Below are 19743 nucleotides of genomic sequence, written 5' to 3'. Positions count from 1 at the left end.
GGGAGTAAATTCCTATGAATAAAAAACTAACAGATTATGTGATTGATCTGGTTGAAATTTTAAATAAACAGCAAAAACAAGTGTTTTGGGGGATATTCGATATTCTGAGTATGGTGGTTTCCATCATCGTATCTTATATCTTGTTTTATGGCCTTATAAATCCTGCGCCTGTGGATTACGTGATCTACACTCTTTTAGCCTTCCTCCTCTATCAAATCATGATTGCGTTTTGGGGGCTAAATGCTAGTATCAGTCGTTATAGCAAGATTACGGATTTCATGAAAATCTTTTTCGGAGTGATGCTCAGCAGTGTTCTTTCTTATGGAATCTGCTATGCCTTCCTTCCATTGTTTTCTATCCGTTTCATCGTACTCTTCATTTTGTTGAGTACCTTCCTTATCTTGCTTCCTCGTATCACTTGGCAGTTGATTTATTCTAAACGTAAAAAAGGTAGTGGAGATGGAGAACACCGTCGGACCTTCTTGATTGGTGCTGGTGATGGTGGTGCCCTCTTTATGAACAGCTACCAACACCCAACTAGCGACCTTGAGCTAGTGGGGATTTTGGATAACGATGAAAAGAAAAAGGGACAAAAACTAGGTGGAATCCCAGTTTTAGGCTCTTATGATAATCTGCCTGAATTAGCTAAACGTCACCAAATCGAGCGTGTTATCGTAGCGATCCCTTCGCTTGACCCATCAGAGTACGAACGCATCTTGCAGATGTGTAATAAGCTAGGCGTCAAATGTTACAAGATGCCTAAGGTTGAGACAGTCGTTCAAGGACTCCATCAACCAGGCAGTGGTTTCCAGAAAATTGATATCACAGACCTTTTGGGCCGTCAGGAAATTCGTCTCGACGAATCGCGTCTGGGTACTGAGATTACAGGCAAGACCATCTTGGTGACAGGAGCTGGTGGTTCGATTGGTTCGGAGATTTGTCGCCAGGTTAGTCGCTTCAATCCCGAGCGTATTGTCTTGCTTGGACATGGTGAAAACTCAATCTATCTCGTTTATCATGAATTGATCCGTACATTCCAAGGGATTGATTATGTTCCTGTTATTGCAGATATTCAGGACTATGACCGTCTTTTGCAGGTGTTTGAGCAGTACAAACCAGCCATTGTTTACCATGCTGCAGCCCACAAACACGTTCCGATGATGGAGCGCAATCCAAAAGAAGCCTTCAAGAACAATATTCTCGGAACCTACAATGTTGCCAAGGCTGTTGATGCAGCCAAAGTACCTAAGATGGTCATGATTTCGACTGACAAGGCGGTCAATCCACCCAATGTTATGGGTGCCACTAAGCGCGTGGCAGAATTGATTGTCACTGGTTTTAACCAACGTAGCAAATCAACCTACTGTGCAGTCCGTTTTGGAAATGTTCTGGGTAGTCGTGGTAGCGTGATTCCTGTCTTTGAACGTCAGATTGCTGAAGGCGGTCCTGTAACAGTAACAGACTTCCGAATGACACGTTACTTTATGACCATTCCAGAGGCTAGCCGTCTAGTAATCCATGCTGGGGCTTATGCCAAGGACGGAGAAGTCTTTATCCTCGATATGGGTAAACCAGTTAAGATCTATGACTTGGCTAAGAAAATGGTTCTTCTAAGCGGACACACTGAAAGTGAAATTCCAATCGTTGAGGTCGGTATCCGCCCAGGAGAAAAACTCTATGAAGAACTCTTGGTTTCGACCGAATTGGTTGATAACCAAGTCATGGACAAGATTTTCGTTGGTAAGGTAAATGTCATGCCTCTAGAAGCCATCGATCAAAAGATTGAAGAGTTCCGTTCACTCAGCGGAGATGAGCTTAAAGAAGCGATTATTTCCTTTGCGAATGAGACAACTCATGCTGAGTAAGAGTGTATCCCCTTCATAATGAAACAACTATCGCCAGTTTTCTGAGGAAATCAGAAAGCTGGTTTTTATAAATAGAGAGTAGAAAACATCGTCTCTTTCAAAGGATTAATAAGCGCAACTATTCAAGGGACGATGTTATGTGATCTATCAGGAGAGTGATTTCAGACAATCTAAAAACTACCTCTATTTTAAGCTGGTAACATAACTTTGCAAAATAAGTATTAAAATCAAAAGGAGATTTTTTGTATGCTGAGTGCTATTAGGAGTTTTTTCAAAGGCTATGCAAATTTTTCTGGTCGTTCCACACGTCCAGAATTTTGGTGGGTTTGGCTGCTAAATATGGTAATTTTCTTGCCCGCCTACTACTCGCTGTTCACGGGATTAGAATCTGATAAAGCCATTAGGAATATTGCGGTCTTCAGTATGTGTATTATTTTGTTTATAGTAGAGTTTGTTCCTCTACTAGCACTGATAGTACGTCGCTTACGAGATGTGGGTATCCATTGGGCCTATATCTTTATTGTATTTGTTCCTTTGGGTGCAATAACACTGCTCGTTATGCTCGCTATGCCAAGTCAACGATTTGGAGAAAAAGTGATAGAGAATAGTGAAAAAGATAAAGAGAATACGGAAGACTCTCGGTTTGAAGAAATGGTACGAAAATATTAAGATATTTTTACTCTATTTAAAAACGTCTGAGTCGCTTCGCTGCTTACGAGACGCTGGTTTCCACTGGGCCTTTATCTTCATTGCTTTGGTTCCTATTGCTGGACCGATTGCTCTTATTGTCATGCTTGCTTGGCCAAGTAAGAAGGATGAAGATACAGATACTGAAGAACAGGATCAAATTACTGCTTAAGCATGGAGTTGATTCCTTCTGATAGTAACAAGATATAAAAAAATACTCCTCAACCTAGTTCACTAGTGTTAGGAGTATTTTTGTATGGTTAGAGTTGGCTAATGATATCATCAATGGTACGGGCAATCCAGTCAGGTTGATAGCTGAGCAAATCAGCCTCTTCTCCAAATCCCCAAGTAACAGCAAACTTTTTAATGCCAGTTTCTTGAGCTCCGATCATATCAAACTTGGTATCCCCAATGATGAGGACTTGGTCTGCAGGGAGTTGATGCGTTTGCAAGGCGTAACGGATGACATCCGCCTTGTGTGGCGTTTCAGGACTAGAACCGTAAATGCCATCAAAGAAATGATGGATTCCCAGATTTTTAGTCATATCATGAGCAGTAGGAGTATTCTTTGTTGTAGTGATGTAGAGAGGGTAGTTTTGTGAAAGTTCTTGGAGTAATTCCGTTATTTGGGGGAAGAGTTGCGCTTCGTGGATTCCTTTTTTCTTGTAGTAAGAACGATAGATTTGAACGGCTTCCGAGATTTGCTCCTTGGGAAGACATGTTGCAAAACTACTTTCAAGGGGCGGTCCCATAAAACCACGAATGGTTTTGGCATCAGGGCTTGGAACTCCTAGCTCTTTAAAGGTATGGGTAAAGGCATTGTGGATACCGAGGGAACTGTCAACTAGGGTTCCGTCTAGATCAAAAAAGATAGCTGAGATAGAGGGCATGATTTCTCCTAACAGATAAACTTATTCTCCGAAGATTTCTTTTTGTAGGCGACGACCAGTAGGTGTAGCGGCAAGTCCACCCTCAGCTGTTTCACGAAAGGCAGTTGGGAGGCTCGATCCGACTTGGTACATGGCATCGATGACTTCGTCAACAGGGATCTTAGACTCGATACCTGCCAAGGCCATGTCTGCTGCGATAAAGGCAAAGCTAGCTCCCATGGCATTTCGTTTGACACAGGGAACTTCAACCAAACCAGCGACGGGGTCGCAGATGAGGCCTAGCATATTTTTAATGACAAAGGCGATGGCTTGGCTAGCCTGATAGGGGCTTCCACCTGCAGCCAAGGTCAAGGCTGCGGCACTCATGGCAGAGGCAGAGCCAACTTCGGCCTGACAGCCACCTTCAGCGCCTGAGATAGAGGCATTGTTTGCGATGACTAGTCCAAAGGCACCAGCAGCAAAGAGGAAATCTAGCTGTTCTTCGTGGCTGAGGTCAAGTTTTTGGATAGCAGCAGTGAGAACGGCTGGCAGACAGCCGGCACTTCCTGCGGTTGGAGTAGCGCAGACCAAGCCCATCTTCGCATTGTGTTCATTGACCGCGATGGCATTACGGGCTGCTGATAGGATGGTAAAGTCCGACAAGGCTTTGCCACTTTTGAGATGGCGGTCTAGTTTGGCCGCGTCTCCGCCCGTTAGGCCACTACGGGATTTGTTTTCACTGAGACCGAGCTCGACAGAGGCTTTCATGACTTCTAGATTGCGTTCCATGAGGAGGAGAACTTCTGGGCGTTCCCGACCGGTTAGTTGATATTCTGTCGCAATCATGAGTTCTGCGACATTTCCTTGGAAGTCTAGATCCGCTTGCTCGACCAATTCTTTGATAGAATAAAACATGTTTCCTCCTACTTAAAGAAATTGACATTGTGGAGATGAGGGATTTTTCGGATTTCTTTAATCGCCTCTTCGCAACTTCGACTATCGACTTCGATAATCATGATGGCTTTTTCCCCAGCTTTTTCTCGAGTCACATTCATCTGCGCGATGTTGATATCGAAACGAGAGAGGGCTTCAGTGACATGGGCAATCATACCCGGAACATCCTGATGCACGATGATGATGGTCGGTGTGTTCATGTTGAGAGAAACAGCAAAGCCGTTAAGTTCCGTAACTTGGATATTTCCCCCACCGATGGAAATTCCTGTCACACTGATGGACTTGTGTTCATTTTTCACAGTAATTTTAGTGGTATTAGGATGAGGAGCGTTGCTATCTTTCTGAATGGTCCAGACAATCTTAATACCACGTTTATGGGCAATCTCTAGGCTATTTGGAATGTTGGGATCATCCGTATCCATACCTAATATACCAGCGACGAGAGCAAGGTCAGTTCCATGACCACGGTAGGTCTTGGCAAATGAGTTAAATAATTGGAATTCGACTTCTGTCGGCGTATCATCAAAGATGGAAGAGACGATTTTCCCGATGCGAACAGCTCCAGCAGTATGGCTACTTGATGGCCCAATCATAACTGGTCCGATAATGTCAAAGACAGATTGAAAACGAAGTGAGTGCATCTGTTTCCCCTTACAAAGATTCTTATATCTATTATATCAAAGAATGGACCTCTGCGCTTATTTCCCTTATCAAAAGCTTAAAATGATTAAAGATAGTATAAAATAAGGTCTTTTGTGACAAAAACCTCCTTAAAACGGTAAATATAAAACATTTTTGTAATATTTCTACATAAAACCGTTAAACAACGGTAACATTTAAAAGGTATCATAGATATATCCAATGGAAGGAGAATTTTTAGATATGACATTAACAACTAAAAAAATCAAAACAACTATCGCAGGAGTAGCAGCTTTGCTTGCTTTCTTTGCTCCATCACTTGCATCTGCCCAAGAAACTGTAACTTACACAGTTAAATCAGGTGATACTCTTTCAGAAATCGCTGAGAAGTACAACACAACTGTTGAAAAATTGGCAGCAAAAAACAACATCAAAGATATTCACCTTATCTATGTTGACCAAGTTTTGGTTATCGAAGGAACAGCTTCAACTGTAGCTACAGCAGCAACAACGGAAGAAACAGCTCCAGTAGCTACAGAAACAGTTGAAGAAGCTCCAGCAGCAACAACAACCTATGAGGCCCCAGCTGCACCTGCAACTCCAGCAGCTCCAGCAGCAGAAAGCAACACTGCAGCAGCTTCTACTGTAAGTGGTTCTGAAGCAGAAGCCAAAGAATGGATCGCTCAAAAAGAATCAGGCGGTAGCTACACTGCTACAAACGGACGTTACATCGGACGTTACCAATTGACAGATTCATACTTGAACGGTGACTACTCAGCTGAAAACCAAGAACGTGTAGCAGATGCCTACGTTGCAGGACGTTACGGTTCATGGACAGCTGCCAAGAACTTCTGGCTTAACAACGGTTGGTATTAAGAATACAAGAGTCCTTTAGGGCTCTTTTTTGTTTCCCTATAACAAAAAGTGTAATGATCTTCTCAGTAATGCTCTGTTTGTATAATTTCGACTAAATTCTTCAAATTGTTTTAAAACTCAAATGGTATAAATAAGCTTATTATATGTAAAAATATATCATATAATAAGCTTTTTCTTGATTTAAATGAAATAAAATACAGTTTTTCCTTGACAAACGAGGATGATAAGAGTATTATTTATACAATAATAAAGTATAAAAATAAAAGGAGGCTCTTCTATGAATAAAGTGAAGAAGGTGTTGATGACGATGTTTGGTTTGCTTATGTTTCCCTTATTATTTGCTTGTAGTAACACTCAATCCCAAGGTGTTGAAGCCATTAAGGCTAAAGGAAAATTGGTGGTGGCCCTAAATCCAGAGTTTGCTCCATTTGAATACCAGAAATTGGTTGATGGGAAAAATCAGATTGTAGGTTCAGATGTTGAGCTAGCCAAAGCCATCGCAAAGGAACTAGGTGTAGAAGTGGAGTTCTCTCCAATGAGTTTTGATAATGTACTGGCTAGTCTTGATTCAGGCAAGGCCGATCTTGCCATATCAGGTGTTTCTAAAACGGAAGAGAGAAGTCAAGTTTACGATTTTTCAATTCCCTACTACACTTCGAAAAATAAGGTTATCGTAAGGAAAGCTGAATTAACGAATTACCAATCAGTCAAGGATTTGGCTCAGAAAAAGGTTGGAGCGCAGAAAGGTTCTATCCAGGAAACTCTGGCCAAAGAAACTTTGCAGGATTCTTCTCTCGTTTCACTTCCTAAAAATGGAAATTTGATAACAGATTTGAAATCAGGGCAACTAGATGCGGTTATCTTTGAGGAACCAGTGGCGAAAGGATTTGTAGAGAATAATCCAGACCTAGCCATCGCTGAGTTTGATTTTGACAATGATAAAGAAGATTCCTACGCTGTTGCGATGAAAAAAGACAGTAAAGAATTAAAAGAGGCGGTTGACAAAACCATCCAGAAGTTGAAGGATTCTGGGGAGTTGGACAAATTGATTGACGATGCTTTTAAAGCCTCTATCGAAAAATAGAAAGAAGGAAGAGAAATGAGTAAGGAAAAGGTCATTTTAGCCTATTCAGGTGGATTGGATACATCAGTTGCTATTACATGGTTAAAAAAAGACTATGATGTGATCGCTGTTTGTATGGATGTGGGTGAAGGAAAAGATTTGGAGTTCATCCACGATAAAGCTCTCAAGGTTGGGGCTGTAGAGTCTTATGTCATTGATGTTAAGGAAGAATTCGCTAATGACTATGTTTTAGTGGCCCTTCAGGCACATGCCTACTATGAACAAAAGTATCCCTTGGTATCTGCTCTGAGTCGCCCTCTTATTTCAAAAAAACTTGTTGAAATAGCTCATCAGACGGGGGCAACGACAATTGCCCATGGTTGTACAGGTAAGGGAAACGACCAAGTTCGGTTTGAAGTCTCTATCGCAGCTTTGGCTCCCAATCTAAAGGTAGTTGCGCCTGTTCGTGAGTGGAAATGGTCACGTGAAGAAGAAATCCAATATGCCAAAGAAAATGGCGTCCCAGTTCCAGCTGACCTTGACAATCCTTACTCTGTCGATCAAAATCTTTGGGGACGTGCAAATGAATGTGGTGTCTTGGAAAATCCTTGGAACCAAGCGCCAGAAGAAGCATTTGGAATCACATCTTCGCCAGAAGAGGCACCAGACAGTCCAGAATTTATTGACATTGAGTTTAGCTGCGGGGTGCCCATCTCCCTCAATGGTGAGAAGATGAAAGTGGCGGCTTTGATTCAAAAGCTCAATGAAATTGCCGGAAAACATGGGGTCGGTCGTATTGACCATGTGGAAAATCGCCTAGTCGGTATTAAGTCAAGAGAGATTTATGAGTGCCCAGGTGCTGTGACTTTATTGGTAGCTCATAAGGAGATTGAAGACTTGACTCTTGTGAGAGAAGTGGCTCATTTCAAACCTATTATCGAAAATGAGTTGTCCAATCTCATCTATAATGCCCTGTGGTTTAGCCCAGCAACTCAGGCTTTGATAGCCTATATCAAGGAGACACAGAAAGTTGTCAATGGAACTGCAAAAGTTAAACTCTATAAGGGGAATGCTCAGGTAGTGGCTCGGAAATCTCCAAATTCTCTTTACGATGAAAACTTGGCGACCTATACCAGTGCGGATACTTTTGACCAAGATGCGGCTGTTGGATTTATCAAGCTTTGGGGGCTTCCGACTAAGGTTTATTCAGAAGTTCAGAAAAATGTTGAGTAGTGATGCGATAGAAAGGGACGACAGGATATGCCGAAAAATACAAAATTATGGGGTGGTCGATTTGAAGGCACTGTGGAAGATTGGGTAGAACAGTTCGGTGCGAGTATTTCCTTTGACCACCAGCTGGCAAAATTTGATTTGATGGGTTCCTTAGCTCATGTTCAAATGCTAGGACAGACTGGCATTTTAAGCTTGGAAGAGGCAGAGCAGATCCAAGATGGTCTGCAAGCTTTGTTGCGAGATTTAGAGGCAGGAGAGCTTCATTTTGATATTGCAAATGAAGATATTCATATGAATATGGAAGTGTTGCTGACAGAGAAAATCGGTCCTCTGGCTGGGAAACTACATACGGCTCGTTCTCGGAATGACCAAGTCGCAACGGATATGCACTTATATCTAAAGGAGCAGCTTGGGCATGTTTTGGATAAGTTGGCGAATCTGAACAGTGTTTTGCTGGATTTGGCTGAAAAACATGTGGAAACCATCATGCCAGGCTATACTCATTTGCAACACGCCCAACCGATTAGTTTTGCCCATCATCTCATGGCTTATTACAATATGTTTCAAAGGGACAGCGAACGCTTTGCATTTAACTTGAAACATACAGACCTATCGCCCCTGGGTGCGGCTGCATTGGCGGGGACAACTTTTCCAATCGATCGTCAATTATCGAGTGATTTACTGGGTTTCCAACAACCCTATACCAATTCCTTGGACGCAGTGAGTGACCGTGATTTCATCTTAGAATTTCTGTCAAACGCCAGCATTTTGATGATGCATATGAGTCGTTTCTGTGAGGAAATCATCAATTGGTGCAGTTTTGAGTATCAGTACATTAGCTTGTCTGATAGCTTTTCAACGGGTTCGTCTATCATGCCCCAGAAGAAAAATCCTGATATGGCCGAATTGATTCGAGGGAAGACAGGACGGGTTTACGGGCACTTGCTTGGACTATTGACCGTCATGAAGTCTTTGCCTCTGGCCTATAATAAGGATTTGCAAGAGGACAAGGAAGGCATGTTTGATACGGTAGAAACGATTTTAAATTCTCTGGATGTGCTGGCAGGTATGCTATCGAGCATGCAGGTTAATAAGGCCAAAATGCAGCAATCTACAGAGAATGATTTTTCGAATGCGACCGAACTGGCAGATTATTTGGCTGAAAAAGGTCTTCCCTTTAGAGAAGCGCATGAAATTGTAGGAAAATTGGTTCTAGACTCTATCAAGCATAGTAAAAATATCCAAGATTGGGATTTGAAGGAGTTGCAAACCTACCATCCCTTGATTGAAGAAGATATTTATATCTACTTGCGCCCAGAAACCGCTGTTCAGCGACGGAATTCCTTAGGAGGAACCGGCTTTGAGCAAGTGAAATACCAGATAGAACAAGCGAAGAAAGAACTTAAAGGGGAAAATTGATTCGTTTGCAAAGGAAGAAAGAGAGGTTGAGATGATTTATCAGCCTCTTTCTTGTCTTCTCCAACCAAGCGTGTTATAATGAATACTGCTCAAGCGACCTTCAATCGTTAAAGCACACACGACCTTCAATCGTGAATTAGTCATTTCGTTTATCTTTTATTACGTCGTTAACTCGCAATGAGATGCAAGCTGAGCTTGTCTGATTTATAACCTCAATCAGTCTCCCAGACTGATTGAGCGAACTCGAGTTATGCCTGCGACTCGTTGCCTATCATATTTTCATTTTAAGATGATAGGCTAAAATGGTCTCCCAGACCATTTTACTCCTAAAAGCAAACGAAAAGACTATACTCGAAGAAGTTCTATTGAAAGTCTTAGTAAATAGAATTTTGAGGGTATGAATAAACGAATAGATGGGAGACTTACCATGAGTGATAACTCTAAAACACGTGTTGTTGTGGGGATGAGTGGTGGTGTTGATTCGTCGGTGACGGCTCTCTTACTCAAGGAGCAGGGCTACGATGTGATCGGTATCTTCATGAAGAACTGGGATGACACAGATGAAAACGGCGTTTGTACGGCGACCGAAGATTACAAGGATGTGGCTGCGGTGGCAGACCAGATCGGCATTCCTTACTACTCTGTCAATTTTGAAAAAGAGTACTGGGACCGCGTTTTTGAGTATTTCCTAGCGGAATACCGTGCAGGGCGCACGCCAAATCCAGATGTTATGTGCAACAAGGAAATCAAGTTCAAGGCCTTTTTGGACTATGCCATGACCTTGGGTGCAGACTATGTAGCGACGGGGCATTATGCTCGAGTGGCGCGTGATGAGGATGGCATTGTTCACATGCTTCGTGGCGTGGACAATGGCAAGGACCAGACCTATTTCCTCAGTCAACTTTCGCAAGAACAACTCCAAAAAACCATGTTCCCACTGGGACATTTGGAAAAGCCTGAAGTTCGCAGACTCGCAGAAGAAGCAGGACTTGCGACTGCTAAGAAGAAAGACTCGACAGGAATTTGCTTTATCGGAGAAAAGAACTTTAAAAACTTTCTCAGCAACTACCTGCCAGCTCAGCCTGGTCGCATGATGACTGTGGATGGTCGCGATATGGGCGAGCATGCAGGACTTATGTATTATACGATTGGTCAGCGTGGCGGACTCGGTATCGGTGGGCAACACGGCGGTGACAATGCTCCTTGGTTCGTTGTTGGAAAAGACCTAAGCAAGAACATCCTCTATGTCGGTCAAGGATTCTACCATGACTCGCTTATGTCAACCAGCCTAGAAGCCAGTCAAGTTCATTTTACTCGTGAGATGCCAGAGGAATTTACGCTAGAGTGTACGGCTAAATTCCGCTACCGTCAGCCTGATTCTAAGGTGACAGTACATGTCAAAGGAGACAAGGCAGAGGTCATCTTTGCGGAACCGCAACGCGCGATCACACCCGGGCAGGCAGTTGTCTTTTACGATGGCGAAGAGTGTCTAGGTGGCGGTTTGATTGACAATGCCTACCGCGATGGACAAGTTTGTCAGTACATATAGATTGACAAATTTTCTCAATTTGCTACAATAATAAAAGCAATAGAAATGATGGTCAAAGCTCATGGATGTTGCAGGCTTTTTTGTCCTGCACTTCTTTGGAGTTTTGACTGTTTTTGTGTCGTTTAAGGGAAAGGATAAAAATGACTCAACAAGACTTTCGGACAAAAGTGGGAAATACGGTTTTTGGTGTTCGGGCGACAGCCTTGATTCTCCAAAATGGCAAGCTCCTAGTTACCAAAGCCAAGGGCAAGTATTATACTATTGGCGGTGCGATTCAAGTCAATGAAAGCACGGAAGACGCGGTAGTCCGTGAAGTGAGGGAAGAACTGGGTGTAAAAGCTCAAGCTGGACAGCTAGCTTTCGTAGTTGAAAATCGTTTTGAACAGGACGGTGTTTCCTATCACAACATCGAGTTTCATTACCGGGTGAATTTGCTTGAAGAAGCTCCATTGACCATGCAGGAAGACGAAAAAATGCAGCCTTGTGAGTGGATTGACTTGGATGAACTCCAGAATATCCAGCTAGTTCCAGCCTTTTTAAAAACAGCTCTACCAGATTGGGACGGTCAACTAAGACACATTCATCTTGAGGAATAGGAGAGAAAATGATGGTTAAGCTTATTGCCCATGTACTTGTTCATAGTGGTGGTGATTATTTACTCATTCAGCGTTCGGAAATTAAAAGAGGAGAACCCAACGTTTATCCAACTTACTGGGATATTCCTGGCGGCGGGGTTGAAAAGGGTGAACTTCCGCGAGATGGTGCTCTTAGAGAATGCATTGAAGAAGCGGGAGTTAGGCTAGATAGCAGTTCGCTCAAGCTTCTTCACGAAGATAGTCAACTGGATACCTCTAAGGATAAGGTTTTTACTCGCTTAGTTTATAAAGCAGAGTGGGTTGGGGAGAAGCCAATTATCAGATTAGATCCTGAAGAGCATACACACTTTAAATGGGTTACTTTGGATCAAGCTCTAGAGGAGGAGAAGTTAGTTCCTTATTTGCGAGAAATTTTTGAAAGGTTAAGAAATGACTTATAATTTTACGGAAGAATACGATATTATTGTAATCGGTGCGGGGCACGCTGGGGTGGAGGCATCTCTAGCTGCTAGCCGTATGGGCTGCAAGGTATTGCTTGCGACCATCAACATTGAAATGCTGGCTTTCATGCCTTGTAATCCTTCTATCGGTGGCTCTGCCAAGGGGATTGTCGTGCGTGAAGTGGATGCCCTTGGTGGTGAAATGGCTAAAACCATTGACAAGACCTACATCCAGATGAAGATGCTCAACACTGGGAAAGGTCCAGCTGTCCGTGCCCTTCGTGCGCAGGCTGACAAGGAGCTTTACTCTAAGGAGATGCGCAAGACAGTTGAAAATCAAGAGAATCTCACCCTTCGTCAAACCATGATTGATGAGATTTTGGTGGAAGATGGTAAGGTTGTCGGTGTGCGTACAGCTACCCATCAAGAATATGCTGCTAAGGCTGTTATCGTGACGACAGGGACTGCACTCCGTGGGGAAATCATCATCGGAGACCTCAAGTATTCGTCAGGTCCTAACCACAGTCTGGCTTCGATTAACCTTGCTGACAATCTCAAGGAACTGGGACTCGAAATTGGTCGTTTCAAGACAGGAACGCCTCCACGTGTCAAGGCTTCCTCTATCAATTACGATGTGACAGAGATTCAGCCAGGAGATGAAGCGCCAAATCACTTCTCCTACACTTCACGTGATGAGGACTATGTCAAGGACCAGGTGCCATGCTGGTTGACCTACACCAACGGTACCAGTCATGAGATTATCCAAAACAACCTCCACCGTGCGCCTATGTTCACAGGTGTGGTCAAGGGAGTTGGGCCTCGTTACTGTCCATCGATTGAGGACAAGATTGTACGCTTTGCGGACAAGGAACGCCACCAACTCTTCCTAGAGCCAGAAGGGCGCAATACAGAGGAAGTTTATGTCCAAGGACTTTCAACCAGTCTGCCTGAGGATGTCCAACGTGACTTGGTTCATTCCATCAAAGGTTTGGAAAATGCTGAGATGATGCGAACTGGTTATGCCATTGAGTATGACATGGTCTTGCCTCATCAGTTGCGTGCGACACTAGAAACCAAGAAAATCTCAGGACTTTTCACAGCTGGTCAGACAAATGGTACATCTGGTTACGAAGAAGCTGCTGGCCAAGGGATTATCGCGGGTATTAATGCGGCTCTGAAAATCCAAGGCAAGCCTGAATTGATTTTGAAGCGCAGTGACGGTTATATCGGGGTCATGATTGACGACTTGGTGACCAAGGGCACCATTGAACCTTACCGTCTCTTGACCAGTCGTGCAGAATACCGTCTCATTCTCCGTCATGACAATGCCGATATGCGTTTGACTGAGATGGGGCGCGAGATTGGGCTTGTTGACGATGAACGTTGGGCTCGTTTTGAAATCAAGAAAAATCAATTTAAAAATGAAATGAAGCGTTTAGACAGTATCAAACTCAAGCCAGTCAAGGAAACAAATGCTAAGGTTGAGGAGATGGGCTTCAAGCCATTGACAGATGCGGTGACAGCCAAGGAATTCCTTCGTCGCCCAGAAGTGTCTTACCAAGATGTGGTGGCCTTTATCGGACCTGCTGCTGAAGAGTTAGATGACAAGATTATCGAATTGATTGAAACAGAAATCAAGTACGAAGGCTATATCTCAAAAGCCATGGATCAGGTTGCCAAGATGAAACGTATGGAAGAAAAACGGATTCCAGCTAACATCGACTGGGATGACATTGACTCGATCGCAACAGAAGCACGTCAGAAATTTAAACTCATCAATCCAGAAACCATCGGCCAAGCTAGCCGTATTTCGGGAGTAAATCCAGCAGATATTTCCATTTTGATGGTGTATTTGGAAGGTAAAAATCGTAGTATTTCTAAAAATCAAGAAAAGAAAGCATAGAGAAAAACAGCTCCGAAGACGGGGCTGTTTTGTTGATTTTCGAAGAGTATTATTCTTCATCTGGTGTGAGGATCATCGGGATGATAATCGGTTCACGTTCAGTATTTTCATAGAGGAAGGGGCGAATGGCGTTGACAATAGCACCATTGACAGATTGCACGCTAGCATCTTTGTTTTTCAATGCGATACGAATGGCATTGAAGAGGATACGCTGGCTTTGGCGAATCAAGTCGCCAGACTCTCGCATGTAGACAAATCCTCGGCTGAGGATATCTGGACCAGACAAGATCATTTTAGACTTGAAGTCAACAGTTGCGACTGCTAGAACGACACCGTCTTCGGATAGATCACGACGGTCTTTGAGGACGGCTGCACCGATTTCACCGATACGATTTCCATCGACATAAATGTCTTGGGCATTGAAGTGACCTGCGATACGAGCTGAGTCAGCAGTAAGGGCAAGCACATCACCATTGCTCATGATAAAGATATTGTCCTTCTCAACACCAGTATCCACCGCTAGTCCAGCGTGGACTTTCTGCATGCGGTATTCACCATGGACAGGCATGAAGTATTTTGGTTTAATCAAGCGGAGCATGAGTTTTTGCTCTTGCTGACCACCGTGTCCAGAGGTGTGGATGTTGTTGATTTTACCGTGGATAACTTCAACACCAGCTTCTGAAATAATATTGATCAGCTTGTTGACGCTAGTCGTATTTCCAGGGATTGGACTAGAAGAGAAGATAACGGTATCGCCGGGTTGGAGTTGCACCTGACGGTGGGTTCCGTTAGCGATACGAGAAAGGGCTGCCATCGGCTCACCCTGACTACCTGTACAGAGGATCAGAACCTCGCCTGCAGGGTAGTCTTTGATTTCATTTGGCTCGATAAATGTTCCCTTAGGAGCTTTGATGTAGCCAAGCTCGATACCGTTGACAATGGCTTTTTCCATAGAACGACCAAAGACTGCGATCTTGCGTCCAGTCTTAACAGCAGCATCTGTTGCTTGCTGGAGACGGAAGATGTTTGAGGCAAAGGATGCAAAGATAATACGTCCTTCGATTCCTTGGATAATCTTCATGATGGACTGGCCAACGACTTTTTCAGAGTTGGTAAAGGTTGGTACTTCCGCATTTGTCGAGTCAGAGAGGAGACAGAGCACTCCTTCTTCACCAAGGGCAGCCATACGGTGCAAGTCTGCAGGTTCTCCAACTGGAGTAAAGTCAAACTTAAAGTCACCCGTACAGACGATTTTTCCTTGAGGAGTATGAATGACAATCCCTAAAGGCTCTGGAATGGAGTGAGTAGTTCTAAAGAAAGTTGCCTTGAGATTTTTAAAGGTCAACTCAGTGTTGTGGTTGATTTCGTAAAGTTTGGCGTTGCGCAAGAGGCCGTGTTCTTCGAGTTTTCCACGGATCAAAGCCAAGGCAAGTGGTCCAGCGTAGATAGGGACATTTGCTTGCTTGAGCAGGAAGGGAATCCCACCGATGTGGTCCTCGTGTCCATGTGTAATCAAAACAGCCTTGACGCGGTCGATATTGTCCACGATGTAAGAGTAGTCAGGGATAACGTAGTCGATACCCAGCAAGTCATCTTCTGGAAATTTAATCCCAGCATCGACGATGATAATCTCGTCTTGGTATTCAATTCCGTATGTGTTTTTCCCGATTTCTCCCAGACCACCGATGGCAAAAACGCCGACTTCTTCAGGTTTAAGAGTGTAGGCCATATTAGAACTCCGTAATCTCGAAAGCGCCAGTTTCTTTTTCGTAATCTAGCAATTTGTCAGACAAGAGTTCGATATACTCGATGTTGTACTCTGGGCGGTTTTCTTCGACAAGTTGGCGAGCAGCGATACGGCCCTCAAGTTCTGAGTTGGCATCGATGTCTAGGTAAAGTGAGCGTGTTGTTTCACGACGTGGGCTACGTTCTTTTGTTTCTTGATAAAAAACTTTGTAAATCATATAGTTCCTTTCTATTTACAGGTCAGCTTATTCCAAACTTTTAGTAGAGATTTGCTTGATTTCATTCCATTTTGTGTCTAGATTGACCTTGATTCGTTACAATTATTTCAATTATACCATAAAATGAAAAATTAGTAAAAGACGGAAATGGAGAAAGTCGGGAGGGGAAGAAGGAACAAAAAGACAGGTAGGATTTGGTCGGAGAGCACTTAGGTGTTATAATTAAAGGGGGAATCTAAAGAGATAGTAGATTTAAGGAAGAATACAGTTCTAGTTTCATTAATCGTTGGAGTGGATGGTTGGGACAGAATGATATCTTTGAAAAAAGAAAAAGCTCTTGAGAAATCTCAAGAGCAAATAAAAAGGCTGAGACAAAACTCGGGGATTTTCCTGGAGCAGTCCAGATGGCAGCACCTCTACCTGAAGCGAATGCATCGCAACCTTTGAATGACTTGTCACCAAATCAAACTCGATCTCAGCCTTTACTTAATTCTATCATCTATGAGGCTAAGAAGTCAATCTATAAGTATAACGATGTAGAAATAGCATGGAGTGGAGCGCTTACTAAAAGGTAAAGACAAGCACTTAATTTAAGAGTAAGCAAAAAGAGAGGACCAATGGTAGTCAGGGGTCTTTACAGCTCAAAGCTGAGGGCAGTCCCACACCCGTACCAGAAGTTGGTACCTTTGAACGCTCTGTCACCAGTCGCCCTATGTTATCCTCTCGATATTTATACTTTACTATAACTTACTGAGGGAATCAACTTTAAAAGCATCAAAAAGCTCCTGACCGAAGTCAAGAGCCGTCAAACACTGGGGGCGAATTGTTCAATCGCAATTTCAGTTCTTTAGAAACCAAAGTTTCAGGGATAGCACTGCAACCCGAAGAGTCAACGACTCAACCTGATTTTCCTATCAGTGTTGAATTACATTTTAACATTGATAGAACAACATTGTCAACAGTTTATATAAAAATAGGAATACCAAAAGGAGGATTAAGAATGTTTAGTTTGTTTGAATTTGCAGTAGGGGTTCGCCTCTTGATGTTTGTAGTCTTTGTAGCTTGTGTCTATGGGGGGAATGCCCTGTTTGTTCATCTGGAACACCGCAAAACAAAGTTCCTTTGGAAGCTTGCTTTTGTGACGCTCTATTCAATTTTTCTCCTCCTGGTTACCTATGTTGTCTGGCTCGTTTTCTACTTTGGTTTAAATGCCTAAAGTCAATTATTCCTCTAGATATACAGAAAATCCACCTCGTCTTGATAGATGGGATGGACTTTTTCTATTTTTAGGTGATATCTTTATTTTTACGACGATGTTCTTTCGTATCAAAAATCGAGTTGAAACATAAATGCCTGATCCAAATTTTTTACAAAGAACTTTTCAATTTCCTTGTTCACTTTTCTATTCAAAAAAGCTACAACTTTTTTGAATTTTTTGTGCAGAATTGCTTGTTTAAGTGGCAGGAACTTTTGTTTCAAAATAAAGAAAATTCCCATGCGCTGGCTTTTGTAGTATAATAGTAAACAGACAAAAAGATAGGAATGTGTTATGAAAGTATTAGCTTTTGATACGTCCAGCAAGGCTCTTTCTCTAGCCATTTTAGAGGACAAGCAGGTTCTTGCCGAGACGACGATTAATATCAAGAAAAATCACAGTATTACCCTTATGCCAGCCATTGATTTTTTGATGGCCAGTCTAGATTTGACATCAAAGGATTTGGATCGAATCGTGGTCGCTGAAGGGCCAGGTAGCTACACGGGCTTGCGAATTGCGGTAGCAACTGCCAAGACCTTGGCTCATACCCTGAACATTGAGTTAGTTGGGATGTCTAGCCTATTGGCTCTGGTGCCACGCCAACAAGAAGGCTTGGTGGTTCCTATCATGGATGCACGTCGCAACAATGTTTATGCAGGATTTTATCAAAACGCCAAACCAGTCTTTCCAGAAGCGCACCTGTCTTTTGCGGAAGTGCTAGAGCAGGTCAAGGATGCTGAACAGGTAACCTTTGTCGGAGAAGTTGGAGCCTTTGTGGAACAGATCCAAGAACAACTACCTCAAGCTAGCTATCAAGAAACCTTGCCAAATGCAGCTAATCTAGCTCTTTGGGCCTGGGACGAGGAAGCAGACTCCTTGCACGACTTTGTGCCAAATTACCTCAAACGTGTTGAAGCTGAGGAAAACTGGCTCAAGAACCATACCGAGTCTGGCGGGTCTTACATTAAACGCCTATGATAGAAATCAAACGAATCCAACAGCAAGCTGACTTGGCTCAAGCTATCTATGCTGTTATGGTAGCTGTTTACCCAGTCAGTCCTTGGACGCTGGAACAAATCCAAGCAGACCTGTCCCAAGACCAAACTTGGTACGCTCTAGCTTATGATGGAACAGAAGTGATTGGATTTCTAGCTGTGCAGGAGAATCTCTTTGAGGCAGAAGTCCTGCAAATCGCTGTCAAGAAAGCCTATCAAGGACAGGAAATAGCATCAGCCTTGTTTGCAACATTGCCGACAGACAAGGAGATTTTCCTCGAAGTCAGAAAGTCAAATCACCGAGCGCAAGCATTTTACAAGAAAGAAAAGATGGCGGTCATCGCTGAGCGAAAGGCCTACTACCATGACCCAGTCGAGGACGCCATCATCATGAAGAGAGAAATAGATGAAGGATAGATATATTTTAGCATTTGAGACATCCTGTGACGAGACCAGTGTCGCTGTCTTAAAAAACGACGACCAGCTCTTGTCCAATGTCATTGCTAGTCAAATTGAGAGCCACAAACGTTTTGGGGGCGTAGTGCCAGAAGTAGCTAGTCGTCACCATGTCGAGGTCATTACAGCCTGTATCGAGGAGGCTCTAGCAGAAGCAGGAATTACCGAAGAGGATGTAACAGCCGTTGCCGTTACTTATGGACCTGGATTGGTTGGGGCTTTGCTAGTTGGTTTGTCAGCTGCCAAGGCCTTTGCTTGGGCTCATGGACTTCCGCTGATCCCCGTTAACCACATGGCTGGTCACCTCATGGCGGCTCAGAGCGTTGAGCCTTTGGAGTTTCCCTTGCTAGCCCTCTTGGTTAGTGGTGGGCACACAGAGTTGGTCTATGTTTCTGAGGCTGGGGATTATAAGATTGTTGGGGAAACGCGGGATGATGCAGTTGGTGAGGCCTATGATAAGGTCGGCCGTGTCATGGGCTTGACCTATCCTGCAGGTCGCGAAATTGATGAGCTAGCTCATCAGGGGCAGGATATTTATGACTTTCCTCGTGCTATGATTAAGGAAGACAATTTGGAGTTCTCATTCTCAGGTCTCAAGTCTGCCTTTATCAATCTTCACCACAATGCCGAGCAAAAGGGAGAAAGCTTGTCCAAGGAAGACCTGTCAGCATCTTTCCAAGCAGCAGTCATGGATATTCTTATGGCCAAAACCAAGAAGGCTTTGGAAAAATATCCTGTTAAAACCCTAGTCGTGGCCGGTGGCGTGGCAGCTAATAAAGGGCTCAGAGAACGTCTAGCAACCGAAATCACAGATGTCAAGGTTATCATCCCACCCCTGCGCCTTTGTGGAGACAATGCAGGGATGATTGCTTATGCTAGCGTCAGCGAGTGGAATAAAGAAAACTTTGCGGGCTTGGACCTCAACGCCAAACCAAGTCTCGCCTTTGATACTATGGAATAGAGAGTTAGCCTAAGGTTGA

General features: G+C 43.5%; 20 protein-coding genes. 15 read left to right on the top strand and 5 right to left on the bottom strand.

Going from position 1 to position 19743, the window contains the following annotated elements; translation table 11 throughout:
• Positions 1 to 14: 14 nt before the first annotated feature.
• The 3 genes from O3655_RS05380 (at position 15) to O3655_RS05370 (ending at position 2724) form a co-directional block, all read left to right on the top strand.
• Positions 15 to 1865: a nucleoside-diphosphate sugar epimerase/dehydratase gene (locus tag O3655_RS05380; protein WP_001035722.1), complete on the top strand. Its 1851-nt coding sequence runs from the start codon at positions 15 to 17 to the stop codon at positions 1863 to 1865.
• Between the two features lie 246 nt (positions 1866 to 2111).
• Complete coding sequence (locus O3655_RS05375) at positions 2112 to 2534, top strand: DUF805 domain-containing protein (protein ID WP_070569472.1); 423 nt, start codon at positions 2112 to 2114, stop codon at positions 2532 to 2534.
• Complete coding sequence (locus tag O3655_RS05370) at positions 2509 to 2724, top strand: DUF805 domain-containing protein (RefSeq protein WP_070569469.1); 216 nt, start codon at positions 2509 to 2511, stop codon at positions 2722 to 2724. Before O3655_RS05375 ends, O3655_RS05370 begins: the two co-directional genes overlap by 26 nt.
• Before the next feature lie 88 nt (positions 2725 to 2812).
• On the opposite strand, the gene O3655_RS05365 is transcribed toward O3655_RS05370, so the two are convergent.
• The 3 genes from O3655_RS05365 to sdaAB are packed head-to-tail and all read right to left on the bottom strand — an operon-like array spanning position 2813 to position 5016.
• Positions 2813 to 3442, bottom strand: a complete 630-nt coding sequence (locus O3655_RS05365) for an HAD-IA family hydrolase (RefSeq protein ID WP_308697296.1) — start codon at positions 3440 to 3442, stop codon at positions 2813 to 2815.
• Positions 3443 to 3463: 21 nt separating this feature from the next.
• Positions 3464 to 4336 carry an L-serine ammonia-lyase, iron-sulfur-dependent, subunit alpha gene (gene sdaAA, locus O3655_RS05360; RefSeq protein ID WP_000500029.1) on the bottom strand — a complete coding sequence of 291 codons (873 nt, stop codon included), beginning with the start codon at positions 4334 to 4336 and terminating at the stop codon, positions 3464 to 3466.
• An 8-nt stretch (positions 4337 to 4344) separates the two neighbouring features.
• A complete protein-coding gene (gene sdaAB, locus O3655_RS05355) occupies positions 4345 to 5016 on the bottom strand; it encodes an L-serine ammonia-lyase, iron-sulfur-dependent subunit beta (RefSeq protein WP_065371500.1) in 672 nt (223 codons plus the stop codon).
• Positions 5017 to 5257: 241 nt separating this feature from the next.
• Between sdaAB and O3655_RS05350 the strand changes: the two genes are divergently transcribed.
• From O3655_RS05350 to mnmG, 8 genes are all read left to right on the top strand, one after another.
• Complete coding sequence (locus O3655_RS05350; protein WP_049490498.1) at positions 5258 to 5890, top strand: LysM peptidoglycan-binding domain-containing protein; 633 nt, start codon at positions 5258 to 5260, stop codon at positions 5888 to 5890.
• A gap of 277 nt (positions 5891 to 6167) precedes the next feature.
• A complete protein-coding gene (locus tag O3655_RS05345) occupies positions 6168 to 6974 on the top strand; it encodes an ABC transporter substrate-binding protein (protein ID WP_001045248.1) in 807 nt (268 codons plus the stop codon).
• A gap of 15 nt (positions 6975 to 6989) precedes the next feature.
• Entirely contained in the window at positions 6990 to 8186 is a 1197-nt protein-coding gene (locus O3655_RS05340; RefSeq protein ID WP_308697295.1) for an argininosuccinate synthase, read from the top strand.
• Between the two features lie 27 nt (positions 8187 to 8213).
• Entirely contained in the window at positions 8214 to 9605 is a 1392-nt protein-coding gene (argH, locus tag O3655_RS05335) for an argininosuccinate lyase (protein WP_001125689.1), read from the top strand.
• Positions 9606 to 10032: 427 nt separating this feature from the next.
• Positions 10033 to 11154, top strand: a complete 1122-nt coding sequence (gene mnmA, locus O3655_RS05330; RefSeq protein ID WP_001282946.1) for a tRNA 2-thiouridine(34) synthase MnmA — start codon at positions 10033 to 10035, stop codon at positions 11152 to 11154.
• A 140-nt stretch (positions 11155 to 11294) separates the two neighbouring features.
• The gene (locus O3655_RS05325) at positions 11295 to 11750 is read left to right on the top strand and encodes an NUDIX hydrolase (protein WP_251464098.1); all 456 of its coding nucleotides are present in this window, start codon (positions 11295 to 11297) and stop codon (positions 11748 to 11750) included.
• An 8-nt stretch (positions 11751 to 11758) separates the two neighbouring features.
• Entirely contained in the window at positions 11759 to 12190 is a 432-nt protein-coding gene (locus O3655_RS05320; RefSeq protein ID WP_000989469.1) for an NUDIX hydrolase, read from the top strand.
• Positions 12180 to 14093 carry a tRNA uridine-5-carboxymethylaminomethyl(34) synthesis enzyme MnmG gene (mnmG, locus tag O3655_RS05315; protein WP_308697294.1) on the top strand — a complete coding sequence of 638 codons (1914 nt, stop codon included), beginning with the start codon at positions 12180 to 12182 and terminating at the stop codon, positions 14091 to 14093. The genes O3655_RS05320 and mnmG overlap by 11 nt, the downstream gene beginning before the upstream one ends.
• 49 nt (positions 14094 to 14142) lie before the next feature.
• On the opposite strand, the gene rnjA is transcribed toward mnmG, so the two are convergent.
• Both rnjA and O3655_RS05305 read right to left on the bottom strand, forming a co-directional pair.
• Entirely contained in the window at positions 14143 to 15822 is a 1680-nt protein-coding gene (rnjA, locus tag O3655_RS05310) for a ribonuclease J1 (protein WP_000331965.1), read from the bottom strand.
• 1 nt (position 15823) lies between these two features.
• Positions 15824 to 16057, bottom strand: coding sequence for a DNA-dependent RNA polymerase subunit epsilon (locus O3655_RS05305; protein ID WP_000639582.1), 234 nt, complete (start codon positions 16055 to 16057; stop codon positions 15824 to 15826).
• 1000 nt (positions 16058 to 17057) lie between these two features.
• On the opposite strand from O3655_RS05305, the gene O3655_RS05300 reads away from it, so the two are divergent.
• The 4 genes from O3655_RS05300 to tsaD all read left to right on the top strand — a co-directional run bounded on the left by O3655_RS05300 (position 17058) and on the right by tsaD (position 19724).
• Positions 17058 to 17273: a hypothetical protein gene (locus O3655_RS05300; RefSeq protein ID WP_000492029.1), complete on the top strand. Its 216-nt coding sequence runs from the start codon at positions 17058 to 17060 to the stop codon at positions 17271 to 17273.
• A 333-nt stretch (positions 17274 to 17606) separates the two neighbouring features.
• Positions 17607 to 18290 (top strand): tRNA (adenosine(37)-N6)-threonylcarbamoyltransferase complex dimerization subunit type 1 TsaB, encoded by a 684-nt coding sequence (tsaB, locus tag O3655_RS05295; protein ID WP_000865685.1) that lies wholly within the window; start codon positions 17607 to 17609, stop codon positions 18288 to 18290.
• Positions 18287 to 18724 carry a ribosomal protein S18-alanine N-acetyltransferase gene (gene rimI, locus O3655_RS05290; protein WP_308697293.1) on the top strand — a complete coding sequence of 146 codons (438 nt, stop codon included), beginning with the start codon at positions 18287 to 18289 and terminating at the stop codon, positions 18722 to 18724. Before tsaB ends, rimI begins: the two co-directional genes overlap by 4 nt.
• Positions 18714 to 19724 carry a tRNA (adenosine(37)-N6)-threonylcarbamoyltransferase complex transferase subunit TsaD gene (gene tsaD, locus O3655_RS05285; RefSeq protein WP_000655077.1) on the top strand — a complete coding sequence of 337 codons (1011 nt, stop codon included), beginning with the start codon at positions 18714 to 18716 and terminating at the stop codon, positions 19722 to 19724. The genes rimI and tsaD overlap by 11 nt, the downstream gene beginning before the upstream one ends.
• Positions 19725 to 19743 lie beyond the last annotated feature (19 nt).

The sequence above is a fragment of the Streptococcus sp. 27098_8_70 genome (assembly GCF_041432215.1).
In the GTDB taxonomy this organism is placed as follows: Bacteria; Bacillota; Bacilli; order Lactobacillales; family Streptococcaceae; genus Streptococcus; species Streptococcus oralis_CP.
This window is presented reverse-complemented; position numbering and strand designations above follow the sequence as displayed.